24 protein-coding genes are annotated in these 21,823 nt (G+C 60.7%); 4 read left to right on the forward strand and 20 right to left on the reverse strand.

The features are described 5' to 3' along the window. Window position 1: 1 nt before the first annotated feature. The 19 genes from CU081_RS05390 to CU081_RS05480 form a co-directional block, all read right to left on the reverse strand. Window positions 2-1,231 carry a beta-ketoacyl-ACP synthase gene (locus tag CU081_RS05390; protein WP_003861237.1) on the reverse strand — a complete coding sequence of 410 codons (1,230 nt, stop codon included), beginning with the start codon at window positions 1,229-1,231 and terminating at the stop codon, window positions 2-4. Next, window positions 1,228-1,959: a 3-ketoacyl-ACP reductase FabG2 gene (locus CU081_RS05395; protein ID WP_026094333.1), complete on the reverse strand. Its 732-nt coding sequence runs from the start codon at window positions 1,957-1,959 to the stop codon at window positions 1,228-1,230. The genes CU081_RS05390 and CU081_RS05395 overlap by 4 nt, the downstream gene beginning before the upstream one ends. Then, window positions 1,953-2,426 (reverse strand): ApeP family dehydratase, encoded by a 474-nt coding sequence (locus CU081_RS05400; protein ID WP_023323848.1) that lies wholly within the window; start codon window positions 2,424-2,426, stop codon window positions 1,953-1,955. Before CU081_RS05400 ends, CU081_RS05395 begins: the two co-directional genes overlap by 7 nt. Further along, window positions 2,426-3,592, reverse strand: a complete 1,167-nt coding sequence (locus tag CU081_RS05405; RefSeq protein ID WP_022651979.1) for a beta-ketoacyl-[acyl-carrier-protein] synthase family protein — start codon at window positions 3,590-3,592, stop codon at window positions 2,426-2,428. Before CU081_RS05405 ends, CU081_RS05400 begins: the two co-directional genes overlap by 1 nt. Before the next feature lies 1 nt (window position 3,593). Then, window positions 3,594-4,172 carry a DUF3261 domain-containing protein gene (locus CU081_RS05410; protein WP_022651978.1) on the reverse strand — a complete coding sequence of 193 codons (579 nt, stop codon included), beginning with the start codon at window positions 4,170-4,172 and terminating at the stop codon, window positions 3,594-3,596. Next, the gene (locus tag CU081_RS05415) at window positions 4,169-6,490 is read right to left on the reverse strand and encodes an MMPL family transporter (protein WP_039269122.1); all 2,322 of its coding nucleotides are present in this window, start codon (window positions 6,488-6,490) and stop codon (window positions 4,169-4,171) included. Before CU081_RS05415 ends, CU081_RS05410 begins: the two co-directional genes overlap by 4 nt. Further along, on the reverse strand, window positions 6,459-7,064 hold the full coding sequence (locus CU081_RS05420) for an outer membrane lipoprotein carrier protein LolA (protein WP_022651976.1): 606 nt from the start codon (window positions 7,062-7,064) through the stop codon (window positions 6,459-6,461). The genes CU081_RS05415 and CU081_RS05420 overlap by 32 nt, the downstream gene beginning before the upstream one ends. Further along, on the reverse strand, window positions 7,061-7,483 hold the full coding sequence (locus CU081_RS05425) for an acyl-CoA thioesterase (RefSeq protein ID WP_003861252.1): 423 nt from the start codon (window positions 7,481-7,483) through the stop codon (window positions 7,061-7,063). Before CU081_RS05425 ends, CU081_RS05420 begins: the two co-directional genes overlap by 4 nt. Window positions 7,484-7,486: 3 nt before the next feature. Continuing rightward, window positions 7,487-9,178 carry a glycosyltransferase family 2 protein gene (locus tag CU081_RS05430; protein ID WP_003861255.1) on the reverse strand — a complete coding sequence of 564 codons (1,692 nt, stop codon included), beginning with the start codon at window positions 9,176-9,178 and terminating at the stop codon, window positions 7,487-7,489. Beyond that, window positions 9,169-9,519, reverse strand: coding sequence for an ApeI family dehydratase (locus CU081_RS05435; protein ID WP_022651974.1), 351 nt, complete (start codon window positions 9,517-9,519; stop codon window positions 9,169-9,171). Before CU081_RS05435 ends, CU081_RS05430 begins: the two co-directional genes overlap by 10 nt. Next, complete coding sequence (locus tag CU081_RS05440; RefSeq protein ID WP_022651973.1) at window positions 9,506-10,852, reverse strand: AMP-binding protein; 1,347 nt, start codon at window positions 10,850-10,852, stop codon at window positions 9,506-9,508. The genes CU081_RS05435 and CU081_RS05440 overlap by 14 nt, the downstream gene beginning before the upstream one ends. After that, entirely contained in the window at window positions 10,845-11,444 is a 600-nt protein-coding gene (locus tag CU081_RS05445; protein ID WP_039269121.1) for a hypothetical protein, read from the reverse strand. The genes CU081_RS05440 and CU081_RS05445 overlap by 8 nt, the downstream gene beginning before the upstream one ends. Further along, window positions 11,416-11,667, reverse strand: coding sequence for an acyl carrier protein (locus CU081_RS05450; protein WP_003861262.1), 252 nt, complete (start codon window positions 11,665-11,667; stop codon window positions 11,416-11,418). Before CU081_RS05450 ends, CU081_RS05445 begins: the two co-directional genes overlap by 29 nt. Window positions 11,668-11,678: 11 nt before the next feature. After that, window positions 11,679-11,936, reverse strand: a complete 258-nt coding sequence (locus CU081_RS05455; RefSeq protein ID WP_003861263.1) for a phosphopantetheine-binding protein — start codon at window positions 11,934-11,936, stop codon at window positions 11,679-11,681. Further along, window positions 11,917-12,732, reverse strand: a complete 816-nt coding sequence (locus CU081_RS05460; RefSeq protein WP_022651971.1) for a lysophospholipid acyltransferase family protein — start codon at window positions 12,730-12,732, stop codon at window positions 11,917-11,919. Before CU081_RS05460 ends, CU081_RS05455 begins: the two co-directional genes overlap by 20 nt. After that, on the reverse strand, window positions 12,729-13,451 hold the full coding sequence (locus CU081_RS05465) for a beta-ketoacyl synthase chain length factor (RefSeq protein ID WP_022651970.1): 723 nt from the start codon (window positions 13,449-13,451) through the stop codon (window positions 12,729-12,731). Before CU081_RS05465 ends, CU081_RS05460 begins: the two co-directional genes overlap by 4 nt. A gap of 125 nt (window positions 13,452-13,576) precedes the next feature. After that, window positions 13,577-14,626 (reverse strand): AI-2E family transporter, encoded by a 1,050-nt coding sequence (locus CU081_RS05470; protein ID WP_003861270.1) that lies wholly within the window; start codon window positions 14,624-14,626, stop codon window positions 13,577-13,579. A gap of 135 nt (window positions 14,627-14,761) precedes the next feature. After that, window positions 14,762-15,319: a DcrB family lipoprotein gene (locus tag CU081_RS05475; RefSeq protein ID WP_003861272.1), complete on the reverse strand. Its 558-nt coding sequence runs from the start codon at window positions 15,317-15,319 to the stop codon at window positions 14,762-14,764. 72 nt (window positions 15,320-15,391) lie between these two features. Beyond that, window positions 15,392-16,057: a 7-cyano-7-deazaguanine/7-aminomethyl-7-deazaguanine transporter gene (locus tag CU081_RS05480; RefSeq protein ID WP_003861274.1), complete on the reverse strand. Its 666-nt coding sequence runs from the start codon at window positions 16,055-16,057 to the stop codon at window positions 15,392-15,394. Window positions 16,058-16,226: 169 nt separating this feature from the next. On the opposite strand from CU081_RS05480, the gene tusA reads away from it, so the two are divergent. The 4 genes from tusA (at window position 16,227) to CU081_RS05500 (ending at window position 19,494) form a co-directional block, all read left to right on the forward strand. After that, on the forward strand, window positions 16,227-16,469 hold the full coding sequence (gene tusA, locus CU081_RS05485; RefSeq protein ID WP_000130627.1) for a sulfurtransferase TusA: 243 nt from the start codon (window positions 16,227-16,229) through the stop codon (window positions 16,467-16,469). A gap of 234 nt (window positions 16,470-16,703) precedes the next feature. Beyond that, window positions 16,704-17,675 carry a TRAP transporter substrate-binding protein gene (locus CU081_RS05490; RefSeq protein ID WP_003861277.1) on the forward strand — a complete coding sequence of 324 codons (972 nt, stop codon included), beginning with the start codon at window positions 16,704-16,706 and terminating at the stop codon, window positions 17,673-17,675. Between the two features lie 12 nt (window positions 17,676-17,687). Continuing rightward, window positions 17,688-18,197 (forward strand): TRAP transporter small permease, encoded by a 510-nt coding sequence (locus tag CU081_RS05495; RefSeq protein ID WP_003861278.1) that lies wholly within the window; start codon window positions 17,688-17,690, stop codon window positions 18,195-18,197. 10 nt (window positions 18,198-18,207) lie between these two features. Continuing rightward, on the forward strand, window positions 18,208-19,494 hold the full coding sequence (locus tag CU081_RS05500) for a TRAP transporter large permease (RefSeq protein WP_003861280.1): 1,287 nt from the start codon (window positions 18,208-18,210) through the stop codon (window positions 19,492-19,494). Between the two features lie 89 nt (window positions 19,495-19,583). Here the strand turns inward: CU081_RS05500 and zntA are convergent, their stop codons facing one another. Beyond that, window positions 19,584-21,755: a Zn(II)/Cd(II)/Pb(II) translocating P-type ATPase ZntA gene (zntA, locus tag CU081_RS05505; protein ID WP_003861514.1), complete on the reverse strand. Its 2,172-nt coding sequence runs from the start codon at window positions 21,753-21,755 to the stop codon at window positions 19,584-19,586. Between the last annotated feature and the right edge of the window lie 68 nt (window positions 21,756-21,823).

The following is a 21,823-nucleotide window of genomic DNA, read 5'->3' on the forward strand; positions in this document are numbered from 1 at the left end:
GTTACGCCCAGCGTTTAATGATTATCGAGGTATTGATGCCGCCAAAGGCAAAGTTATTGCTCTGAATAAATTCGCAATCAATCGGGCGGGTTTCCCCCATAATATAATCTAAAGCGCCGCATTGCTCATCCGGTTGTCTTAAATTGAGCGTCGGCGTGAACCAGCCCTCCCGCATCATATGCAGACTCAGCAAGGCTTCCAGCGCGCCGCAGGCTCCCAGGGTATGACCGAAATAACTCTTTAAGGATGAGATGGGCACGCTGTCGCCGAAAATGGCGGCGGTCGCCTGACTCTCGGCGATATCCCCGCGATCGGTTGCCGTGCCGTGGGCAGAAATGTAGCCAATGTCCTGAGGGCCAAGACCCGCCATCGCCAGCGACTGCTCCATACACACCTGCATGGTTTCACGCTGGGGCTGGGTGATGTGCGCCGCATCGCAGTTGGTGGCAAAGCCCACGATCTCGCCATAAATTGTCGCTCCGCGCGCTCTGGCGTGATCCAGCGCTTCCAGCACCAGCGTACCCGCCCCTTCGCCAATCACCAGGCCATCGCGCTGAACGTCAAACGGCGACGGCGTGGTTTTTGGCGCGTCGTTACGCTGGCTGGTGGCAAACAGGGTATCGAAAACCGCCGCTTCCGACGGGCACAGCTCTTCCGCGCCGCCTGCCACCATCACCGTCTGGTAGCCGTGACGAATCGCTTCCCAGGCGTAGCCAATCGCCTGGCTGCCAGAGGTACAGGCGCTCGAGGTGGGGATCACCCGTCCGCGCAGGCCAAAGAACAGCCCGGTATTCACCGCCGTGGTGTGCGGCATCATCTGCACATAGGTGGTGCCGGTGATGTTGTGGGTGTGCTTTTCGGTGAGCATGGAGGCAAACTCGCTGACCGGCCCGGTGCTGCCCGTCGACGAGCCGTAGGCGATGCCGGTCTGACCGTTGGTCAGCACCGCGTCGTCGATTAGTCCCGCCTGCTCCAGCGCCAGCTCGGTGGCGCGGGTAGAGAGCAGCGACACGCGGCCCATGGCGCGAATGCGCTTACGGGTATAGTGAGCGGGGAGAGTGAAGTCTTCAATCGGCGCGGCGAGCAGGGTTTGCAGGCCGTCATACGCCTGCCACTCCGTCATGGTTCGCACCGCATTTTCATACTCGCGCAGACGGCGCGAGATGGTCGGCCAGTCCTCGCCGAACGCGGTGACGCCGCCCATGCCCGTAATCACTACCCGGCGGGTCATAGCATGCCTCCGTTAATCGAAATCACCTGACGCGTCACATAGCCTGCTTTATCCGACATCAGGTAACTCGCCAGCCCCGCGACCTCCTCGGCCTGGCCCATACGCTGCATCGGGATCATCGACATCGCCGCGTGCAGTGCGGCTTCGTCCATCTCGATCATGCCGGTATCGATCAGCCCCGGCGCGATGCAGTTGACGGTGATTTTGCGTTTTGCCAGCTCGGTGGCGAGCGCTTTGGTGGCGCCGATGATCCCGGCTTTCGCCGCGCTGTAGTTCACCTGCCCACGGTTGCCCATAATGCCTGACACCGACGACAGGGTGATGATCCGCCCGCCCTTGCGGGTGCCGATCATCGGCATAATGCAGGGATGAATGACGTTATAAAAACTGTCGAGATTGGTGTGGATCACGCTGTCCCAGTCATCGTCGCTGAGCGCAGGAAATGCGCCGTCGCGGGTAATACCGGCGTTACTGACCACGCCATACCACGCGCCGTGGTCAGCGATCTCCTGTTCCAGCACCGTGCGGCACTGCTCGCGGTTGCCCACGTCGAAGGTGAGTAAACGGCCCGCGCCGCCTGCCTGGACAATCGCTTCCAGCGTCTCCTGCGCGCCCGCTTCATCACGATGGTAATGCACGCCGACGGTGAAACCGTCCGCCGCAAGCTGAAGGGCGATAGCGCGGCCAATGCCTTTGCTGGCGCCAGTGACCAGTACGGATCTCATGATGGTGTTCCCTGGTTGAAAAGTGTGGTTAATTCTTCCTCGCTCGGCTGGAAGGTGTTCACGCGGCCCGTGGCGAGGGAGACACTATCCGCATGAATGGTGCACTCGAAGCTGCCAAAGCGTTCATCCTGCATCAGACGTTCGATGGTGATGGTCAGCGTGCTGCCTGCGGCAAAATGCCCTGCGTCGCACACCAGCTCGCGCGCGCCCAGCACCATGCCCAGCGCACAGTGCGGCAGCCCTTTTTGCATCCGGTGCCATTCAGACCAGACGCCCACGGTCTGGGCCATCAGCTCCAGCGCAAACCAGCCAGGCAGGTTGCCGTCCGCGTCCAGGAACGGGGCCAGAACGCCCCGTTCGTTCACCGTCACGCTGCAAACGGCGCGGTCATCGGTGACGCTTTCCACGCTCTCAAGCAGCAGCATCGGCGTGTCGTGAGGAAGATAATCCCCGGGAGGTAAGTAGTGCATCATACTCTCCCCAGCAGAAGGCTGGCGTTGTTGCCGCCAAACGCGAAGGAGTTTGACAGGATCACCGGTTTATTCAGCGGTGCGCTCTGGTGCAGTAGGCCGAAGGCGGGCAGGGTGTCGTCCGGCGCGTAGCGGGAAAAATCCTGCGGCGGCAGCGGCAGGTCTCGGGTCAGGATCAGCCAGCTCAGGGCGGCCTCGGTGATCCCCGCGGCGCCCAGCGTGTGGCCGGTAAGATGTTTCGTGGAGCTGCACGGCACGCGGTCGCCAAAGAGATCGTGGATAACCTGCGCCTCAATGCGATCGTTCAGCGGCGTGGCGGTGCCGTGCAGGTTGATATAGCCGACGTCCGCCGCCGTTATGCCCGCCTCGTTCAGCGCCTGGTTGATGGCGCGGATCGCCCCTTCGCCCTGCGGATGTGGTGCGGAAATATGGTACGCATCGCTGGATTCCCCCGCGCCCAGCAGCGCAACCTCGCCCGGCTCGCGGGTCAGCACCATCAGTGCCGCCGCTTCGCCAATGGTGATCCCCCGACGGTGGCGGCCAAACGGTTCGCACAGGGTCGGGGAGAAGGACTCCAGGCTGTTGAAGCCGTTGACCGGCATGCGGCTCAGGCTGTCGGCCCCGCCGACGATGGCGACGTCCACCAGCCCGGCGTCGATCAGGCGACGACCGCTGATGATCGCCCGCGCGCTGGAGGAGCAGGCGGTCGAAATGGTATACGCCGGGCCGTCCAGCGCAAGCCAGCTGGCGAGAAAGCGCGACGGATCGCCCAGCTCCTGCTGCGGATATTGCCACTGCGGGCTGCGCTCGCCGTTCTGCGCGCGGCGCACGTACTCATCACCCTCGTCCAGTCCGGAGGTGCTGGTGCCCAGCACAACCGCCACGCGGTCTCGCCCCACGCGCGCAATGGCCGCATCGACGGCGGGCCAGATTTGCGCAAGCGCCGCCAGCAGCAGCTGGTTGTTGCGGCTGCGATGGGCGGAAAAAGACTCGGGGACAGGGGGAAGTTCACCCTCCACGCCTCCCAGCACGGCCTCGGGTAAGCCCTGTAGCCAGCCCGCACGCTGGCGCATCCCGGGGGCCACGCCAGCGATCAGGTTCGCCGCTATTTCATCAGCCGAGTTGCCGAGCGCGTTGACCATGCCAACGGCAGAAAGGTAAATCATCTCAGTCACCCAGATATTGAATGGTGATGTGGTAGTGAAAAGCGTGCTGCACAATGCTAATCGGTTCGCGCCTGCCGTTACGGTTCAGGTAGGCAATTTCCGTGACCAGCTTGCCATCGGGGTTGCGCAGTTCGCGTCTGGTGTCAGTATCGTTCAGCGTCCAGCCTTTCGGCAACTGCGGCTGCCAGGCGCTGAGCGGCCAGTGGCTCAGCATCACGTCGGCCAGCACCTGGCTGGCGGGCGGCAGCTGCGGCATCACAACCGACTGCTCGGTGTGGATCCCGGTGTCGTCGTAGGTGGCGAGGAACAGGCGGATCCCGACGGAGGAGAGGCCGGCAAGCGTCACTTTATTTCCGTCGGCGTTCAGCATCACCAGCAGCGACTGGGTCTGGCCTTTAAAACTGCCGGTAAGCAACTGCTGCGCGCGGATGGCAGGCGTGATGCCCGGCGGGGGCAGCGTGACGCGGGTGCCGGGCTGGAGCCAGGCCTGAGGGCGCGCGTCATCGCGGTTCGTCGTATGGCTACACCCCGCCAGCAACAGGGCCATCATCACTGCCGCCAGGCGAATGAAACGGGTCATGGTAAGTTCTCTTTGTTAGACGGCATCGCCAGCGGGGCGAGCAGGAACGCGGTGAAGATACCGCTCACCAGCACAATGCCAAAGCTGCTGATGGCCTGAGTGGTGCTGAATACCAGCATCCCCAGCGTCAGCAGGGTGGTCATCATGGCGAGGGTAATCGCCAGCATGGAGGTCAGCGGCGTGCCGCGCGGGTTGCTGAAAAACAGCGTGTAGTTGATGCCAATGCCGAGAACCAGCACCAGCGCCAGCATGGAAAACAGGTTCACCGGATGGCCCGTTATGGCCAGCGCCGCCAGCCCGCCGCCCAGCGACAGCACGGACGGCACCAGCGCCACCAGCCCTTTTCGCCAGCCGAGACGTAGCATCGCGCCGCCGGCAATCACCGCCAGCGCCACGCCCAGCAGCCCCGACAGCAGCGAGCGGTAGAGCGCAAACAGGCTGTCGAAGCTGGCCTTACGGTCAACCCAGACGACCCCGGGATGGCGGGTGGCCAGCTCACCGAGCGCGGCGCTGTTTCTGACGCCATCGACCGGGACCAGCACACCGCTTTTGCCGTCCGGCAACGTCAGCCACAGCAAACGCCAGCCCTCGCTGGCCGGGCTGGCGAGCCACGCTTCCACGCTGACAGGCATGGCGTTCAGGTTCGGAGGGACGGCGTTCAGCCCTGTGCTTTGCAGCATTTTCACCACCGTCGGTGCGGCGTTGCGCAGCAGATGCAGATCGCTGTTCTGTCGCGCCAGCGAGTTCAGCGGCAGGGTACGCCAGCGGGTTAATTCACCGGCTTTTTGCGCCTGCGCCAGCGCCGGGGTAAATGCCTCCAGCCGCTCCAGCGTTTGCTGAGCCGACGCGCCGTACACCAAGAACCATTTCTGATCGACATTTTGCCCGGTCAGGGCGGTGATGGTTTTTTCCTGCGCCAGAATGTCCTGCGGCAGCGCCTGAAGCCGGGCGATATCGTCATCCACCCGCAGGCTGGCGATCCCGATGGCGGAGAGCAGCGCCAGCGCTACCGGCAGCCCGACAGAGAGGGCTTTACCGTCGCGCCAGGCGTCCAGCCAGCGCTGCATTATCCGTCTCAGGGGGATCGGGCGAACCGGCATGCCCCGGCACAGCCACGGATGCCAGAACATTACCGTCAGGCACGAGGCGCTCAGCCCTGCGGCGGCGAACACCGCCATCTGACGAATGCCGGGGAAGGGGGCCAGCATCATGAAGAGATACGCCACGACGGTGGTCAGCAGCGCCAGCAGCAGCGCGTTACGCACTTTTGCCAGGCTTTGCCAGGGCGAGTGTTCCGCGCCGTGCACCATCCGCTCCGTGAGGTAGTAAATCGTATAGTCCGCCGAGATGCCGATAATGCTCATGCTCATCACCAGCGTCATCAGGTGCAGCTCACCGAACAGCAGGAGCGTCACGACCGTCCCCGCCAGCGCGCCGATGGCAATGGAGAGCAGACTCAGCAGCAGCGGACGCACGGAGCGAAACACCGACACAATCAGCAGGATCACCCCGAGCACCGTGGCGACGCCAAGCGTGGAAATATCGTTTTTAGCCTGCTGGCTGGCGTAATCGCTGTAGAACACCGTCCCGCGCGAGAGCAGCTGCGCCTGTGGATACTGGCTTTTCAGCGTCTGCTGCAACGCGTTGAGGGTGGTCACCAGCTGGTGGGTTTGCTGCATGTCAAACGACGAGCCCGCCAGCTCGCCGTGCAGCAGATACCAGTAGTTCCCGGCCGCATCTTTTGTCACCAGCCAGCCGTCCATCAGCTGCATCTTCTGGCTGTTCTTCGCCAGCGCGAGCTGCGCGCCGCGCATCAGCATCAGCGGATCGTTTTGCAGCTCCTTGCCGCTCACGCCGGAAAAGGCGGAGTAGAGCTGGGACAGGATCCACTGAGCCTGCGCTTCACCGCCGTTTTGCAGGCGGGCGCGGGTGGCCGGATCGACCAGGCCATTGCGGTGCTGCCAGAAGAAATCTCCCCAGGCCTGTTGCCCGGCGGCATCCAGCGGACCTTTTACGACACTCAGCGCCTGGCTGCGTTGCAGCAGGGTTAACCACTGCTGCGCCACGCGCGGGTCCGGCTGTTTGCCGGGGCTGACCAGCCAGATGAGCTGGCGGTCGAGGCGCTGCATAAATCCGTCGTTGAGAGCGGGAGGGATCGCGCCGAGCGTCTGTTTCGGCAGCATGGCGAGCACGCTGCTGTTCAGCCGCGCGCCAGGCAGCAGCGACAGCAGCACGCCCAGCAGGATCAGGCATACCGCGGCCCACAGCAGCGCCGGGCGCAGGGCGTTACGGTGCGGCAAAGCGCTGGCGTTCTGCATCAGTCAGGCGGGCGGGCGTCAGTTGGTGGCGGGAGAGGGCGATATCCGTCGTGTCGCCCTGCTTATCGTTCAGGCGAATGGATTCCAGATAGATCGCGCCCTTCAAATCAAGGGTGGAGAAAATCTTGTCCAGCGGCGTGGTGACGGGCGTCAGCACCAGCGACCAGCGGCCTTCGCCCAGGTCTTTGAAATCGACGCGGAAGTTCTCTTCCAGTACCTTGCGGTCGGCCTGGAACAGCGCCCGCAGCAGATGGTTGAACTGAAACATCTGCGGGTTAGTGTCGGCGGTAATGGTCTGCGGCGACTGACCGTTGACGATCTGCACCATCCGTTTGTCATCCAGCAGCAGCGTCATCGGGAACGGCGCTTTTTGATCCCACAGCAGGCCATTGTCACGGGCGATTAGCATCTCCCCCTGCGAGCGCAGGGGCTGAGGCATATCCTTGATCGTGCGGGTCTGTTCGAAGTGTGCGCGCACTACCGGTTGCTCCGCAAACCGCTGTTGCAGTTCATCCAGCGTGACCGCGTTCACCAGCGGGCTTACCAGCAGCGCGAGTAGCGTTATCCATTTCATGGCGCGATCCCCATGCGTTCGAACAGAATGGCCGGGCTGACAAAGCACATCTCCCGGCTTGCTTCTTCCACCGCCACCTGAATGGTGTAGCCGGTGGTGGTGCGTTTCCCGGTTTGCGCGTCGAAGATTTGATAGGCGATGCGCAGACGGTTTTCAACCTCTTCAATGTGGGCGCGGATGCGAATGCGCTGCTCGAAGGTCACCGCGTCGCGGTATTTCACCCGGGTATCCACCACCGGCCAGACGTAGCCGGACGCTTTCATCTGGCGATAGCCGTAATCAAACTGGTTGAGCAGCGCTTCGCGGGCAATCTCAAAGTAGCGGAAGTAGTTGCCGTGCCACACCACGCCCATCATATCGACGTCGTGGAACGGAACGGTGATTTCAACTTCAGCCGTAAAGCGGGGATCGGTCAGCACCCTTTACTCCTTCTCGTTGATCTCTGGCAGCTGCCAGAAATCGAAAAAATTAAACCAGTCGAGCGGCGACAAGAGCGCGTAATGCTCCAGACGCTCCGCATAGCGGTCGACGGTCTGCTGTAGCGCCTGCTGGCGTTCGCCGCGCGGCAGCAGCAGCGGGTCGGCAAACGGCTCGCAGTGCAGGGTCAGCTTTCCCTGCTGACAGAGGGCAAAAATCAGCACCACCGGGCAGCGCAAAATGGACGCCAGGATAAACGGCCCCTGCGGGAACGGCGCGGGCTGGCCCATAAATTCGCTCCATATCACCCGCCAGCTGCCGCCGCGCTGCGGGGTGACGGCAATGCGATCGCCCACGATCGCCACCCATTCGCCGCGATCCAGCTTCTCTTTGATGAGGATGGCGGTCTCCGGGCCAATGTCGGTGACCGGCATCAGGTGAATGCCCGCCTGCGGCGCCATCTCCTCCATCACCTGCTTAAAACGTCTGGCGTTGTCGCTAAAGACCAGCGCGTTGATGGTTTTCGCCCCTTCGCGCTGGGCCAGCGCCCGGCAGGCTTCCACATCGCCAAGATGCGACGCGAGCAGCAGTTTGCCCTGAGGATCGTCGAGCCCCAGCGCCTCCTGCGCGCCTGGCGCAAAGACCAGATCGCGATGGAGTTTCATTTCGCCGCGCCAGCTGGCCACTTTGTTCAGCATGGCATGACCGAAGCGCAGGAAGTGGGAAAAACTGTTAAGCCGCGCGGGTTGCGGCATTTGCCGCTGTGCCATCACCGTTTTAACCCGCGCCAGCCACTGCTGCGACGCCTGACGCGCAGCGCGGGCGGTTAGCCAGTAGACGGCCGTAACCGGCCATAGCAGGGCGGTAAACGCCTTACGCCCCAGCAGTTGCCAGACGCGCAGCATCAGGCGCATGCCCCATAATCCTTTCACCTCCTGCTGCTGCGCCCAGTGCTGCGAGCGGCGACGCATCAGCAGGGAAGGAATGCGCGGCAGCATGCCGAGAAACAGACGGGTATGCATCAACGAGATGCGCACGTTGTCTTTCAGGGCATCGAAATGGGATACCCCGTCCGGCGGATAGGTCACGCGGGTGGGCAGAAAATAGCTGGTGTTGCCCTGCCAGTAGAGGCGCACCATCACTTCGGTATCAAAATCCATTCGCCTGCCGAGCGGCGTGGTTGCTGCAAGGCGCAAAACCGGGGCTATAGGGTAAACGCGAAACCCGCACATGCTGTCTTTCAGTTGCAGGGAGAGGGTTTCAATCCAGACCCAGACGTGCGTTATCCAGCGGCCGTACAGGCGCGAACGGGGGATCGAGTCATCGTAAACGGGCTGCCCGGAAATGAGCGCATCGGGATGGCGTTCGGCCAGCGCCAGCAGTTTGGGGATGTCTTCGATAGCGTGCTGGCCGTCAGCGTCCACCTGAACGGCGTGGGTGAAGCCGCGATCGGCGCAGTCTTTCAGCCCCTGCATCACCGCCGCGCCTTTGCCGCTGTTTTCGGCCAGCCGCAGTAGCGTGACCTGCGGACGATCCGCCGCCAGCGCTTCAAGCGTGCGGCGCGTGGTTTCATCGCTGCCGTCGTCCACCACCAGACAGGGCAGATCGAAAGGCGCCAGGCGCGCCAGCACCGAAGCCATCATCGCCCCGTGGTTATAGCACGGGATCAGCACGCAGGGACGGAAGGTTACTGACATAAGCGAATCTTCCCGCTGCTGGCGGTGTGGCGCTCGTTACCCGCATGGCGCTGGTAGCTAAAGGTCAGCATCTCGCGTTCGGGCTGCCAGGCAAGGAGCAGCGTGACCGTATTCTCCGGCAACAGCGGGGCGGCGAACTTCACGTTCTGAATATTGTGAAAACGGTAGCCCGGCGCCAGCGCGGCAGCGTAATGCATTACCCAGTCGAGCTGGGCCACGCCCGGCAGCAGCGGCTGTACGGCGAAATGTCCCTTAAACCAGAGCAGGTCAGGATCAAGATAAAAGGTTATCTCCAGATGCTGTGGATCGGGCTGGAGGCGCCCGATTTCAGGGATCTTCATGAAACAACTCCTGTAGCTGCGCAGTCACGCGCTTGTTCATGCTGTTGACCGGGATTTCATCAACGATCCGCCAGTAGCGCGGCACGGCAACCGGTTCAAGCCAGGGGCGAAGGGCGCGTCGCCAGGCGAGCTCCTGCGCTTTTTTGCCCTGTTCGTGTTGCTGACGCACCGCTTCATTCAGCACCAGCAATACGCCAATGCCCTGACGCCCGCCGCGCGTCACCGTCAGCGCGGCGGCCTCGCGGATGCCGTCCAGCGCCAACAGGCGGCGCTCAATGTCATCGAGTGAAATGCGTTTATCTTCAATTTTGACCACCCGACCGCGGCGCCCGACGAGGCTGAACTGCCCGTCAGCCGTGAAGTGCAGGATATCATCCAGCACGACCCCCTCCACCTCGGGGATCAGCGGCGACATCACGCGATCGCCGTGAAACGTCACGCCGGGGAAAGGCTGCCAGCGGGTGCTTTCCTCCTGACGGTAGCGCCAGGCCATTACGCCTGTTTCCGTGCTGCCGTATATTTCATCCGGCCAGACGTTGAGCCAGGCCTGAACCGCGGCGACCTCCTGCCAGGGCAGCGCGCCGCCAGCGGAGAAGAGCAGGTTGACGGGGGGCGGCGTCAGTGACGCGTCCAGCCGCTTGAGAAACGCCGGACTGCTGATGAAAAGATAGCGTTTATCGTCGGGAAGGGCTGAGAGCTGCTCGGCATAGTTGAGCAGGCTGGCGTGCAGCGGCAGGCCGAGCGCCATGGGTAAGACGACACGAAACGTCAGGCCATACAGGTGGTGCAGCACCACGGAAGCCACGACGTGACAGCCCGCCAGACGCTCGCCAAAATGCGCCGCCAGAAGACGAGCCTCACGATCCAGGCTGACCACCGGCTTACTCACCCGCTGCGGCGTGCCGGTCGAGCCGGAGGTGTAAAGCTCGATCGTGCGCATCTCACCGATGGCAGGCAGCGGTGAAAAGGGATGGCCTGCCCGCTGAGCGGAAGCCACCCGCAGCTGTTGCCCCTGAAAATCGAGCGTGGTGTCGCTCAGGACGCCGCTGAACAGCGCCCGCTGTTCGTTAAGCTGCGCCGCCCGGCTGTGCCCGGGGAGGACCGGCGTTTTACCCGCATGCAGCGTCGCCAGCAGCGCGACAATAAGCAGATAGCCGTTTTCGATGCACAGCGCCCAGCGCTCGCCATCTTCACGACGCAGCGTGTCGACCAGCTGAGTGACGTCGTGGCGCAGATCGCCAAGCGTCCAGAGATGGTCGTCCTGCCAGGCGACAGGGGTGTCGTCAGGGCGGGGCGCACTGAGCCACTGGCTAAGCGGAAGAGGGTTAAGCATCGTTTTTCTTCACCCGTTGTCGCACCAGCCACTCGCCAGCCATCAGCGTGCCCATCAGGAGATAGGCAATCATCCCGTTCCACAGCGTCCACAGACGGATATCGGCGTGTAATACGGTAAACAGCGCGATCGCCCCGTTGATAATAAAAAAGCCGCACCAGACCTGGGTAACCCGGCGCGTGTAACGTACCCCGACGGGGGAGAGGTCCGGTTCACGCAGGCGCGCCAGCCGTTCGACGACGGGCATTGCCGTCCACAGCGAACCGCCAAACACCACCAGCATCACCAGATTCACCACCACCGGATATAACAGCACCCACTGGTGCGCGTGCAGGACGTAGCTCGCCGCGCAAAGCGCTATGCCGGCCAGCGCCACGCTTACGAACAGATAACGCAGGGGGCCGCCTTGCCGACGGGCCTGGCAGACGCGCATCAGCAGCACCAGCGCCATCACGGGCAGTATCCCGTGCAGGCTATTATTCGCCAGCCCGAAGCCGATCAAAAACGGCCATGCCAGCAGCATCAGCCCCGTCAGGGCGGGAAGAACTCGAATCGAACGCACGTTACGCGTCGCGCTGAAGCTGTTCCACAACGTCCACGACGTCCTGCACCGTGCGCACCGCTTTGAAGGTTTCAGGCTTGATTTTATGGCCCGTTTTCTTTTGCAGGTGCACCACCATATCGACGGCATCAATGCTGTCGAGGTCCAGATCCTCGTAAAGACGTGCCTCAGGGGTAATATCCTCCGGGGCGATTTCAAACAGCGTAATAAGAAGCGCAGAGACTTCCTGATAAATCGTTTGTTGTTCTGTCATAGCGGTCATTCTCAGGCGCGTTGTTGATGGATAAAAGCCGCGAGCGTGGCAACGGAATAAAAGTGCTGACGCATCTCGTCACTTTCGGCAGAAAGCACTACGCCGTACTGATTTTTTACCGCCAGCCCCAGCTCAAGGGCGTCGATTGAGTCCAGACCGAGGCCGTCGCCAAAGAGCGCGGCGTCTGTATCAATATCCTCTGGGGTAAGTTCTTCCAGATTCAGCGTAGAGATAATGAGATTCTTAATTTCAAGATAGAGCGCTTGCATCTTTCGTTCCTGACAAAGATTGAAGACCGGTTGTTAACTGATGCTGCATATGCCGGTTTAACTGCCTTGCTGCCAGCGCGGGTTCGTGCTGACTCGCATCATAAAAATCATGAATGTTGATGCGTTCGCGAACATCCACGGTGAAAACAGGTTTGTTGGGGGGCACGTTATACCAGCTGCTCTGTTTATCCAGCATCCGTTCGCTACAGTGGATCACCACCACGCGCACGGCGCTGTTGCAGCGAACGGCGATATTCGCCGCCCCACGTTGCAGGGTCATGGCTTCCCCCACCCGGGTGCGGGTGCCTTCAGGGAAGATAAGCAGGGTGTCGCCCTGGGACAGACGCTGCTGGCTTGCGGCAAGCAGCGTGTCGGCTTCGCTGTTAATCAGATAGTCAGCCGCGCGGATCACGCCGCTGACGAACGGGTTACGCAGCAACGCGCTTTTCACCAGACAGTCGGTTTCGTTCATCACCGACGCCAGCAGAACGTAGTCCAGCAGCGAGGGATGATTCGCAATCACCAGACAGCCCCGCTCGGCGCGCAGAACGTCCAGGTTGTTGAAACGGTAATCCAGTACCCCTACACCGCGTACCACCGCGAGGAACAGGCGAAAACTGGCAGAAATAGTACGGCGTGCCAGGCGGCGACGTTGGTTGCGGTCGCGCTGGAAAATCAGCAGCAGGTTAAACCATACCAGCGACAGCGTCAGTCCGCCGAGGCCGAACAGGGCGAAGCACAATCCGGTCATCAGCATCCGCCATAACCGATCGAGGCGGGAACGTAACCCTCTCATTGGCGCGTCCATTGCCACAGCAGGCGCTCGCCCGGCAGGGTGAACTGGCGCTCGTCCCGCAGGTAATGGCGCAGGAACTGGAGGCTTTGCGGCAGCGCGGGCTCTTCAGGCGTGCGGTTGACGTGCGTTTCACAGCTGAGCGTATTTCCGGCTTCAATCACCAGCGCCAGCGCGTAGGGCCAGACGGGCATCTGCGGTGGCAACCCGGCGTGATAAAAATCAGGCAGCAGACCGTCGAAATCCACCAGCAATACGCGGGAGTATCCCGCATGCAGCAGGCTCAGCACGTCGCACAAGCTCTGCTGGAAGGTATCCATACCGGCGGAAACCGACGAAGAGACAACAGGCTGACGCGCGGCGATAGTGAGATTGCCGACCGCCGAGTTGTGTACCGACATGGCAAAATCGGTGGGGGAAACGGGCTGTTCTGCCGCCAGGGCCTGGAGAATACGGAAATTGCGCTCCAGCTCCCCATGACGGCTGCTGTAGACGACGGCATCGATGCGGTGTTTGCGCAGCATCATCAGGCCAAGATCGACGGCCAGCCTGCTGCCTGAATTCAGGCGGCGGGCGGTCATCATCGGCAGATCGGTCAGTTTCGCCAGCGGTGCAGTGGGATCGATGGCGTCAGACCGGCGTGACCATGCCTGCCATTCGTCGGCATCGCTGAGTCCTGGCGCTCTTGCCTGCCAGTCGATAAGGGTAAGTGTAAATTTCATCTACGCGCGTCCGCGATAAACCTGTTTCTGTGACTTTTTCTTCGCCAGCGCGATTTACTGCGCACATCGTACAATGTTGTCGTCGCGCTGGCGAATAAACGTCACTTTTGACCCTTTCCACCCGGTTATCCCGGCAAACGGCTTTTTGGCCGACCCGGACCCAGAAGAATGGCGAGTTTACTGCCTCCTTTCGTGGTTTCCATCCAGATTTTACAGACGCTGGTGAGCGGCACGGAGAGCAGCATGCCCACCGGACCCAGCAGCCATCCCCAGATCAGTAACGATAAAAACACCACCATCGTCGACATGCCCAGACGGTGGCCCATCATGCGCGGCTCAAGAATGTTACCCAGCACCATATGCACGACGAGGAACAGCGCCCCTACCAGCATGCACTCATAAAAACCGTTAAACAGGAACGCCTGGATCATCGGCGGAACGGCGGAAAGCACCGCGCCGATATTGGGTACGTAGTTCAGTAAAAACGCCAGCACGCCCCACATCAGCGCGAACTGCACGTCCAGCAGTACCAGCCCCAGCCAGACAATCACGCCGGTCCACAGGCTTAACAATGTTTTCAGCGCCAGATACTTGGATACGCCTTTCAGCGCGCGGTGCAAGCCGGCAATGTGGATCTGCGGATTGTTCAGGGCAAAACGCAGCTTATACGGCACGTGGCGCACTTCGAACAGCATAAACACCACCGTCATCACCAGCAGCAGAATGCTGGCCATTGCCCCTGAAAGCCCGGTCATCAACGTGGTGGCGTAGGTCATCACCTTCTCGGAATCCATCCGGCGCAGCATCCGTTCCGGTGAGATATGCAGATTCACGAATGGCAACATGCGCTGAAGATCGACCAGCTTGCGCGTCAGCTCTTTATTGTACTGCGGCAGCATGGTGGAAAATTCGCTCAGCGAGGCGGCGAGCACGCCGAACAGCGCCGTCAGGACAACCAGCATCACCATCACCACAATGGTAATCGCGACTGGGCGGCTGATGCCCCGGCGTAAAAACCATGTCACCAGCGGGTTGAGCACAATGGCGAAAAACAGCGCCAGCAGAAGCTGAACAATGATATCCGCCGCCGCGTGGATACCCGCAAGGATAACCACCAGGCAGGCAAGTTTTAATAAAATATGAAGTCCGGCTTTGTCGGGCGGGCTGGCAGTCATAAGAATTCCTTTTTCCGGGGGGCGTGTTAATTGTAGTGCGCCGGATGGGCTTCGTCTGGAGCGTTAGTCTGAAAGTCGTGGCAAAAAAATGGCCCCCGGCGCAAGCGACGGAGGCCACGGCATCCCGGTGAACGATTACTGGATCACGAGGGTGTTAATGATGTTTTCAGCGGCGGTCTGCGCTTTCTGCTGATTATCTGCCGGCAGGGTGATCTGCATGGTCAGCAGTTTATTGTCCACCTTGCCGAGCACCACGGAGGAATACGCGGTCTGGCCTTTGGCAGAGATGATGCTGTCCAGCTGTTGCAGCGTGTGGCCTTTCAGTTCAACAGACTTGTTGGTGACCACCTGAAGCTGCGGGTCGCGGCTGCGCTGCTGATCTTCCAGGCGTTTGGCCAGCACGCCCAGATCTTCGCTGGTATCGTCACCGACGATCACAATCACCGCTTTTTGGCCGGTGGCATCGGAATAGACGTGCATATTGTTCGCCTGGGTACCCAGCTTACCGCTCTGGTCGGTCATGTCCGCGGGCAGAGAGAAACTGAGTTTGCCATCCATCAGGCTCACCGGCTGACCGGTGGCGTTGCTTTCTGCTGACGCGCCCTGAGCAGGCGTTTTGGTGTCGCTGTTATCACAGGCTGCAAGGCCAACAACCAGCAGGCCAATCCCGACATATTTAACCAGATTGCGCATTGACTTCTTCCTTTCGATAAACGGCCATAACGGCTCATTCGTTCATCTTATCACAACTGATAAAGCGAACCCTTAACCTGCCTGCAATGCGGAGATTTCAGATTTATCTGCCAGCCTTTTCAGCAGCATATTCAACAGTACGCCGTACATCGGCAGGAAGAAAACCAGGCTGATAAGCACCTTAAAGGCGTAGTCCACCAGAGCGATTTCCATCCAGTGTTCTGCCATGAAGGCGTCCGGGCTGCGCCAGAAGGCGATGAAGAAGAAGGCCAGCGTATCGCTCACGTTACCGAACAGCGTGGAGGCCGTTGGCGCCATCCACCAGCGATGGTTCTGACGCAGGCGGTTAAACACGTGGACATCGAGGATCTGCCCCAGGGCGTAGGCCATAAAGCTGGCGGTGGCAATACGCGCGACGAAGAGGTTGAAGTGCGTCAGCGCTTCGAAGCCCTGCCAGCTTCCCATGTAAAACAGCGAGGAGATGGCGTAGGAGACAAACAGTGCCGGGATCATCACCGCAAAAATAATCCGCCGCGCCAGCGGTGCGCCAAAAATACGCACGGTTAAATCCGTCGCAAGGAAAATAAACGGGAAACTGAACGCGCCCCAGGTGGTATGGAAACCAAAAATGGAGATGGGGAGCTGTACCAGATAGTTACTGGAGATGATCACCAGCAGATGAAATAGCGAAAGCCAGAACAACGCCTTGACGCGCTGCGATTGTGTAAAGGAGTTCATATTGTACCTTTTTGATTAATATTTGGGGTGAGGGAACCCAATAAAGCCGCCGCATGATACTGCTTTGACGACACTTTGCAATGGCTAATTTTCACGCAATCGTTAACCTGGTTTGCATTGGCGATAGCGGGGCGTAAACTACAGCCGTTTTTACCTGAACGAGAAGAAAATGACCGACCTGTTTTCCAGCCCAGACCACACGCTTGATGCTCAGGGCCTCCGTTGCCCGGAGCCGGTAATGATGGTGCGTAAAACCGTCCGTAACATGCAGAGTGGCGAAACGCTGCTGATCGTCGCCGATGACCCGGCTACCACCCGTGATATCCCCGGCTTTTGTACCTTTATGGAACATGAGCTGGTGGCGCAGCAAACCGAGACCTTGCCGTACCGGTATTTGATTCGTAAGGGGTAAGTGCGGCCTGACGCCCGGCGGCGCTTCGCTTGCACGGGCCTACGGGTGTAGTAGGTCGGGTAAGGCGCAGCCGCCACCCGACAAGTACTCATCACAATTTCGAACCATCGTTTCAAAATTTCGCGCTTTTTGTGAGGCGCTTCACCCTCCCTTTTCCAGCCGTAGTCTAATTTTTAAGCGTCAAAAACTAAAACATCGTTTTAACGCTTATCTCACTACCCTGGAGTTGACTTAATGAAAACGACCCTCAAGCCGTTACTGGCCGCGCTGTGTCTGACTGCTTTCGCCTGCACCGTTTCTGCCCAGACCATTAAAGCCGCCGATGTGCATCCCGAAGGCTACCCGAACGTGGTGGCGGTCCAGCACATGGGTGAAAAACTCAAACAACAAACCGATGGCAAGCTGGAGATTAAGGTCTTCCCCGGCGGCGTGCTGGGGGATGAAAAGCAGATGATTGAGCAGGCGCAGATGGGGGCGATCGACATGATCCGCGTCTCCATGGCACCGGTGGCTGCCATCCTGCCGGATATCGAAGTGTTTACCCTGCCCTACGTATTCCGCGATGAAGACCACATGCACAAGGTGATTGACGGGGATATCGGCAAGCAGATCGGCGACAAACTCACCGCCAACCCGAAATCGCGTCTGGTCTTCCTTGGCTGGATGGATTCCGGCACCCGCAACCTGATCACCAAAGAGCCGATCGTCAAACCGGACGATCTGAAAGGGAAGAAAATCCGCGTGCAGGGCAGCCCGGTGGCGTTGGCCACGCTGAAAGCGATGGGGGCGAACTCGGTGGCGATGGGCGTCAGCGAGGTTTACAGCGGCATGCAGACCGGGGTGATCGACGGCGCGGAGAACAACCCGCCAACCTTTATCGCCCACAACTATATGCCGGTCGCCAAAAACTACACGCTGAGCGGCCACTTCATCACCCCGGAAATGCTGCTCTACTCCAAAGTGAAATGGGACAAGCTCAGCGCTGACGAACAGCAAAAAATCCTGACGCTGGCCCGCGAAGCGCAGTTCGAGCAGCGCAAGCTGTGGAATGCGTATAACGACCAGGCCCTGTCGAAAATGAAGGCCGGCGGCGTGCAGTTCCACGACATCGATAAAACGGTGTTTATCAAGGCGACAGAGCCGGTGCGCGCGCAGTATGGCGATAAGCATCAGGATCTGATGAAAGCCATCGCTGACGTCCAGTAAACCGGAGTACGTATGTCCGAACTCTACCTGAAGTGGATGGACCGTCTGTACCTGCTCGCCATGGTGGTGGCGGGTCTCTCGCTACTGGTGATGACGATTGTGATCCCCATTGGCATCTTCTCTCGCTATGTGCTCAATCGCGGCGAATCCTGGCCGGAGCCGATCGCCATTATCTGCATGGTGACGTTTACCTTTATCGGCGCGGCGGTGAGCTATCGCGCCGGGTCGCATATCGCGGTCAACATGCTCACCGACCGCCTGCCCGCGTCGCTGCAAAGAGTGTGCGCGCGAGTGGTAGATCTGCTGATGCTGCTCATCTCCGGCCTGATGTGCTGGTACAGCTACTGGCTGTGCGTCGAGCTGTGGGAGCAGCCGGTGGCGGAGTTTCCGCTCCTGACCTCCGGCGAAAGCTATCTGCCGCTGCCTGTCGGGTCGGCCATTTTGATCCTGTTTGTGCTTGAACGCCTGCTGTTTGGCTCGCAGGAAAACCGTCCGGTCGTGCTGATCGGCAATCACAGTTAAGGGGTGAACAATGGATGCTTTTGTTTTGTTATTCACCCTCGCCATTTTGCTGGCGCTGGGGATGCCGGTGGCCTTCGCCGTCGGCTTAAGCGCCGTGGCGGGCGCGCTGTGGATTGACCTGCCGCTGGAGGCGCTGATGATCCAGATCACCAGTGGAGTGAATAAATTTACCCTGCTGGCGATCCCGTTCTTCATTCTTGCCGGGGCGATCATGGCGGAAGGGGGTATTGCCCGACGGCTGGTTAACTTCGCGTACGTTTTTGTCGGCTTTATTCGCGGCGGGCTGTCGCTGGTGAACATCGTGGCATCAACGTTCTTCGGCGCGATTTCCGGCTCGTCGGTGGCGGATACGGCGTCTATCGGCAGCGTGATGATCCCGGAGATGGAGAAGAAGGGCTATCCGCGCGAATACGCGGCGGCGGTGACGGCCAGCGGGTCGGTGCAGGCGATCCTGATCCCGCCCAGCCACAACTCGGTGATTTACTCCCTGGCGGCAGGGGGAACGGTTTCCATCGCCACGCTGTTTATCGCGGGCGTGCTGCCGGGCCTGCTGCTGGGCGTGAGCCTGATGGTGCTCTGCCTGTGCTTCGCCCGCAAGCGCGGCTATCCGAAGGGGGACAAAATCCCGTTCAGGCAGGCGCTGAAAATCATGCTCGATGCCCTGTGGGGGCTGATGACGGTGGTGATTATCCTCGGCGGGATCTTGTCCGGGATATTCACGGCGACCGAATCTGCCGCCGTGGCCTGCCTGTGGGCGTTTTTCGTCACCATGTTTATCTACCGCGACTATAAATGGAGCGAACTGCCGAAGCTGATGTGCCGCACGGTGAAAACCGTCACCATCGTGATGATTTTGATTGGCTTTGCCGCGGCGTTTGGCGCGGTAATGACCTACATGCAGCTGCCGATGCGCATCACCGAATTCTTCACGTCGCTCTCCGATAACAAATACGTGATCCTGATGTACCTCAATATCATGCTGCTGCTGATTGGCACGCTGATGGACATGGCGCCGATCATCCTGATCCTGACCCCGGTGCTGCTGCCGGTGACCAACTCGCTGGGGATCGACCCGGTGCATTTCGGGATGATCATGATGGTGAACCTGGGGATTGGGCTGATCACGCCGCCGGTCGGATCGGTGCTGTTTGTGGCGAGCGCGGTGAGTAAGCAGAAGATCGAGCACGTGGTGCGGGCGATGCTGCCGTTTTACGGTATGTTGCTGGTGGTGCTGGGGATGGTGACGTACATCCCGGCGATTTCATTGTGGTTGCCGGGGCTGCTAGGGATGCAGTGATGCGTGCGGCCTGATGCCCTCACCCCGGCCCTCTCCCGCGGGGAGAGGGGGCAAACACGAGAAACGGCAACCCGGTTGCCGTTTCACTTTTACCTTTGGCGCAACAGCCGCAACGCGTTCGCCGTAACCAGCACTGTCGCCCCCGTATCCGCCAGCACCGCCAGCCACAGTCCGGTCATGCCGAGCAGCGTGGTGACCAGGAAAATCCCCTTCAGACCCAGCGCAATGCCGATGTTCTGCCGAATATTGGCCCGCGTCGCCCGCGCAAGATCTATCATCTGCGCCAGCCCGGTCAGGCGGTTGTGCGTCAGCGCCGCGTCGGCGGTCTCCAGCGCCACGTCGGTGCCGCTGCCCATCGCAATGCCGATGGTGGAAGCTTTCATTGCCGGGGCATCGTTTATCCCGTCCCCGACCATCGCCAGCGGGGCGTTGCTGTTCAGCTCGGTTACCGCGCTGACTTTATCCGCAGGCAGCAATCCGGCCTTAAACGCCAGCCCCAGCTCACCGGCAATCGCCGCCGCCGCGCGCGGATTATCGCCGGTCAGGATCACACCCTGTACTCCCAGCCTGTGCAGCGCGTCGACGGCGTCTTTCGCATCGTCGCGCAGGGTGTCGCGCAGCGCCAGCATGCCCATCGGTACACCGTCCTGCATCACGGCAACGACCGTCTGCCCGGCCTGCTCCAGCGCCTCAACCTGTGGAGTAGAGCGCGAGTCCGCCGCGGCAATCAGCACTTTTTTGCCTTCGACCACAGCCTCAATCCCTGACCCGACCAGCGCTCGCTGGGCGGTTGCCGGAGGGATGTTCAGCCCGCGCGACTGCGCTTCTCGCACAATCGCCTGCGCCAGCGGGTGAGTGGAGCCTTGCTCCACGGCGGCGGCCAGCGTCAGCAGATCGTCTTCACTGACATCCTGCGGATACACGCCGGTCACCTGCGGTTTGCCGACGGTGAGCGTTCCGGTTTTGTCGAAGGCAACGTGCCGGATCTGGCTCAGTTGCTCCAGCGCCGCGCCGCCCTTAATCAACGCCCCGCGACGTGCCGCTGCCGCCAGCCCTGAGGTAATCGCCGCCGGGGTGGAGATCACCAGCGCACACGGACAGCCTATCAGCAGCAGCGTCAGCCCTTTGTAAATCCAGCCCTCCCACGGCGCGCCGAAGCACAGCGGCGGGACGACGGTGACCAGCAGCGCCACCAGCATGATGGCGGGGGTGTAAATCCGGCTGAAGCGATCGATAAAGCGTTCTACCGGCGCGCGGCGCTCCTCGGCCTCTTCAATCAGCCTGAGGATGCGGTCGATGGCGCTGTCGCCCGGTTCGGAAAGGACCGTCAACTGCACCAGTCGGTCGACGCTGGTGGCGCCCGCAGGCACCTTTTCACCCGCCGCGCGCGCTACCGGGATGGATTCTCCGGTCAGGGCACTTTCGTCAAAACTTGCGGTGGCAGTAACGAGGGCCCCATCGGCTGGCAGGCGTCCGCCTGCGGGCACTTCAATCACGTCGCTCGGGCGCAGGGTGTTGATGGCGACCGTTTCACGCTGACCATCAATAACCCGCGTGGCGGTTTCCGGCTTCAGCGCCATCAGCGCGCTCACCCCTTTACGCGCCCGGCTCGCCGCCCAGCCCTCAAGGCGTTCGCCAATTAAGAACAGCAGCAGCACCATCGCCGCTTCCGCCGTCGCGCCAATAAACAGCGCCCCGATAGCCGCCACGCTCATCAGCGTTTCGATGGCAAACCAGCTGCCGCTTCTCATCAGACGCAGCGCCTGACGCGCAATCGGGAACAGGCCAACCAGCGTGGTGGCGATAAACGCCAGGTTGCCGAATGGGTGGTTGATCTGCTCCAGCCCCCAGCTCAGGGCCATCATGATGATGAGGGTGATAAGGGGCAGATTTTCTTTTAGCGGGGACGTTTTTTCTGCGGGCGCCGTTTCGCTGCGCAGGGTATAACCCGCTTTGCTGACGGCGGCTTCAACCTGTCTGCTGACGTCGTTTTCGGCGCTGACCAGCAGCTTTTCGGTAGCGAACAGCACCTGAACGTGATTCACGCCTGGCACCTGCTTCACCGCATTTTCCACTTTGCGGGCGCAGGCCGCGCAGTCCATGCCGTTGACCACCCAACTGTAGCGGTTGCCGCTTTCAGGCAGCGCTTCGGTCTGGGTTTCGCACGCGCCCTCGCAGCAGCAGTCCTCTTTTGGCGGAACCGGGCTGAGCTTAAGTGCCGAGAATTGGGGAACTTTTTTAGGTGTTTCTGGAGTCGACATGGCAGTCTCCGGTAATGATAATTTTCTCATTAACCGCAGCATACACTCTGGAGTCGACTCCAGAGTCA

This window comes from Enterobacter sp. CRENT-193 (assembly GCF_002787395.1).
Classification (GTDB): Bacteria; Pseudomonadota; Gammaproteobacteria; order Enterobacterales; family Enterobacteriaceae; genus Enterobacter; species Enterobacter hormaechei_C.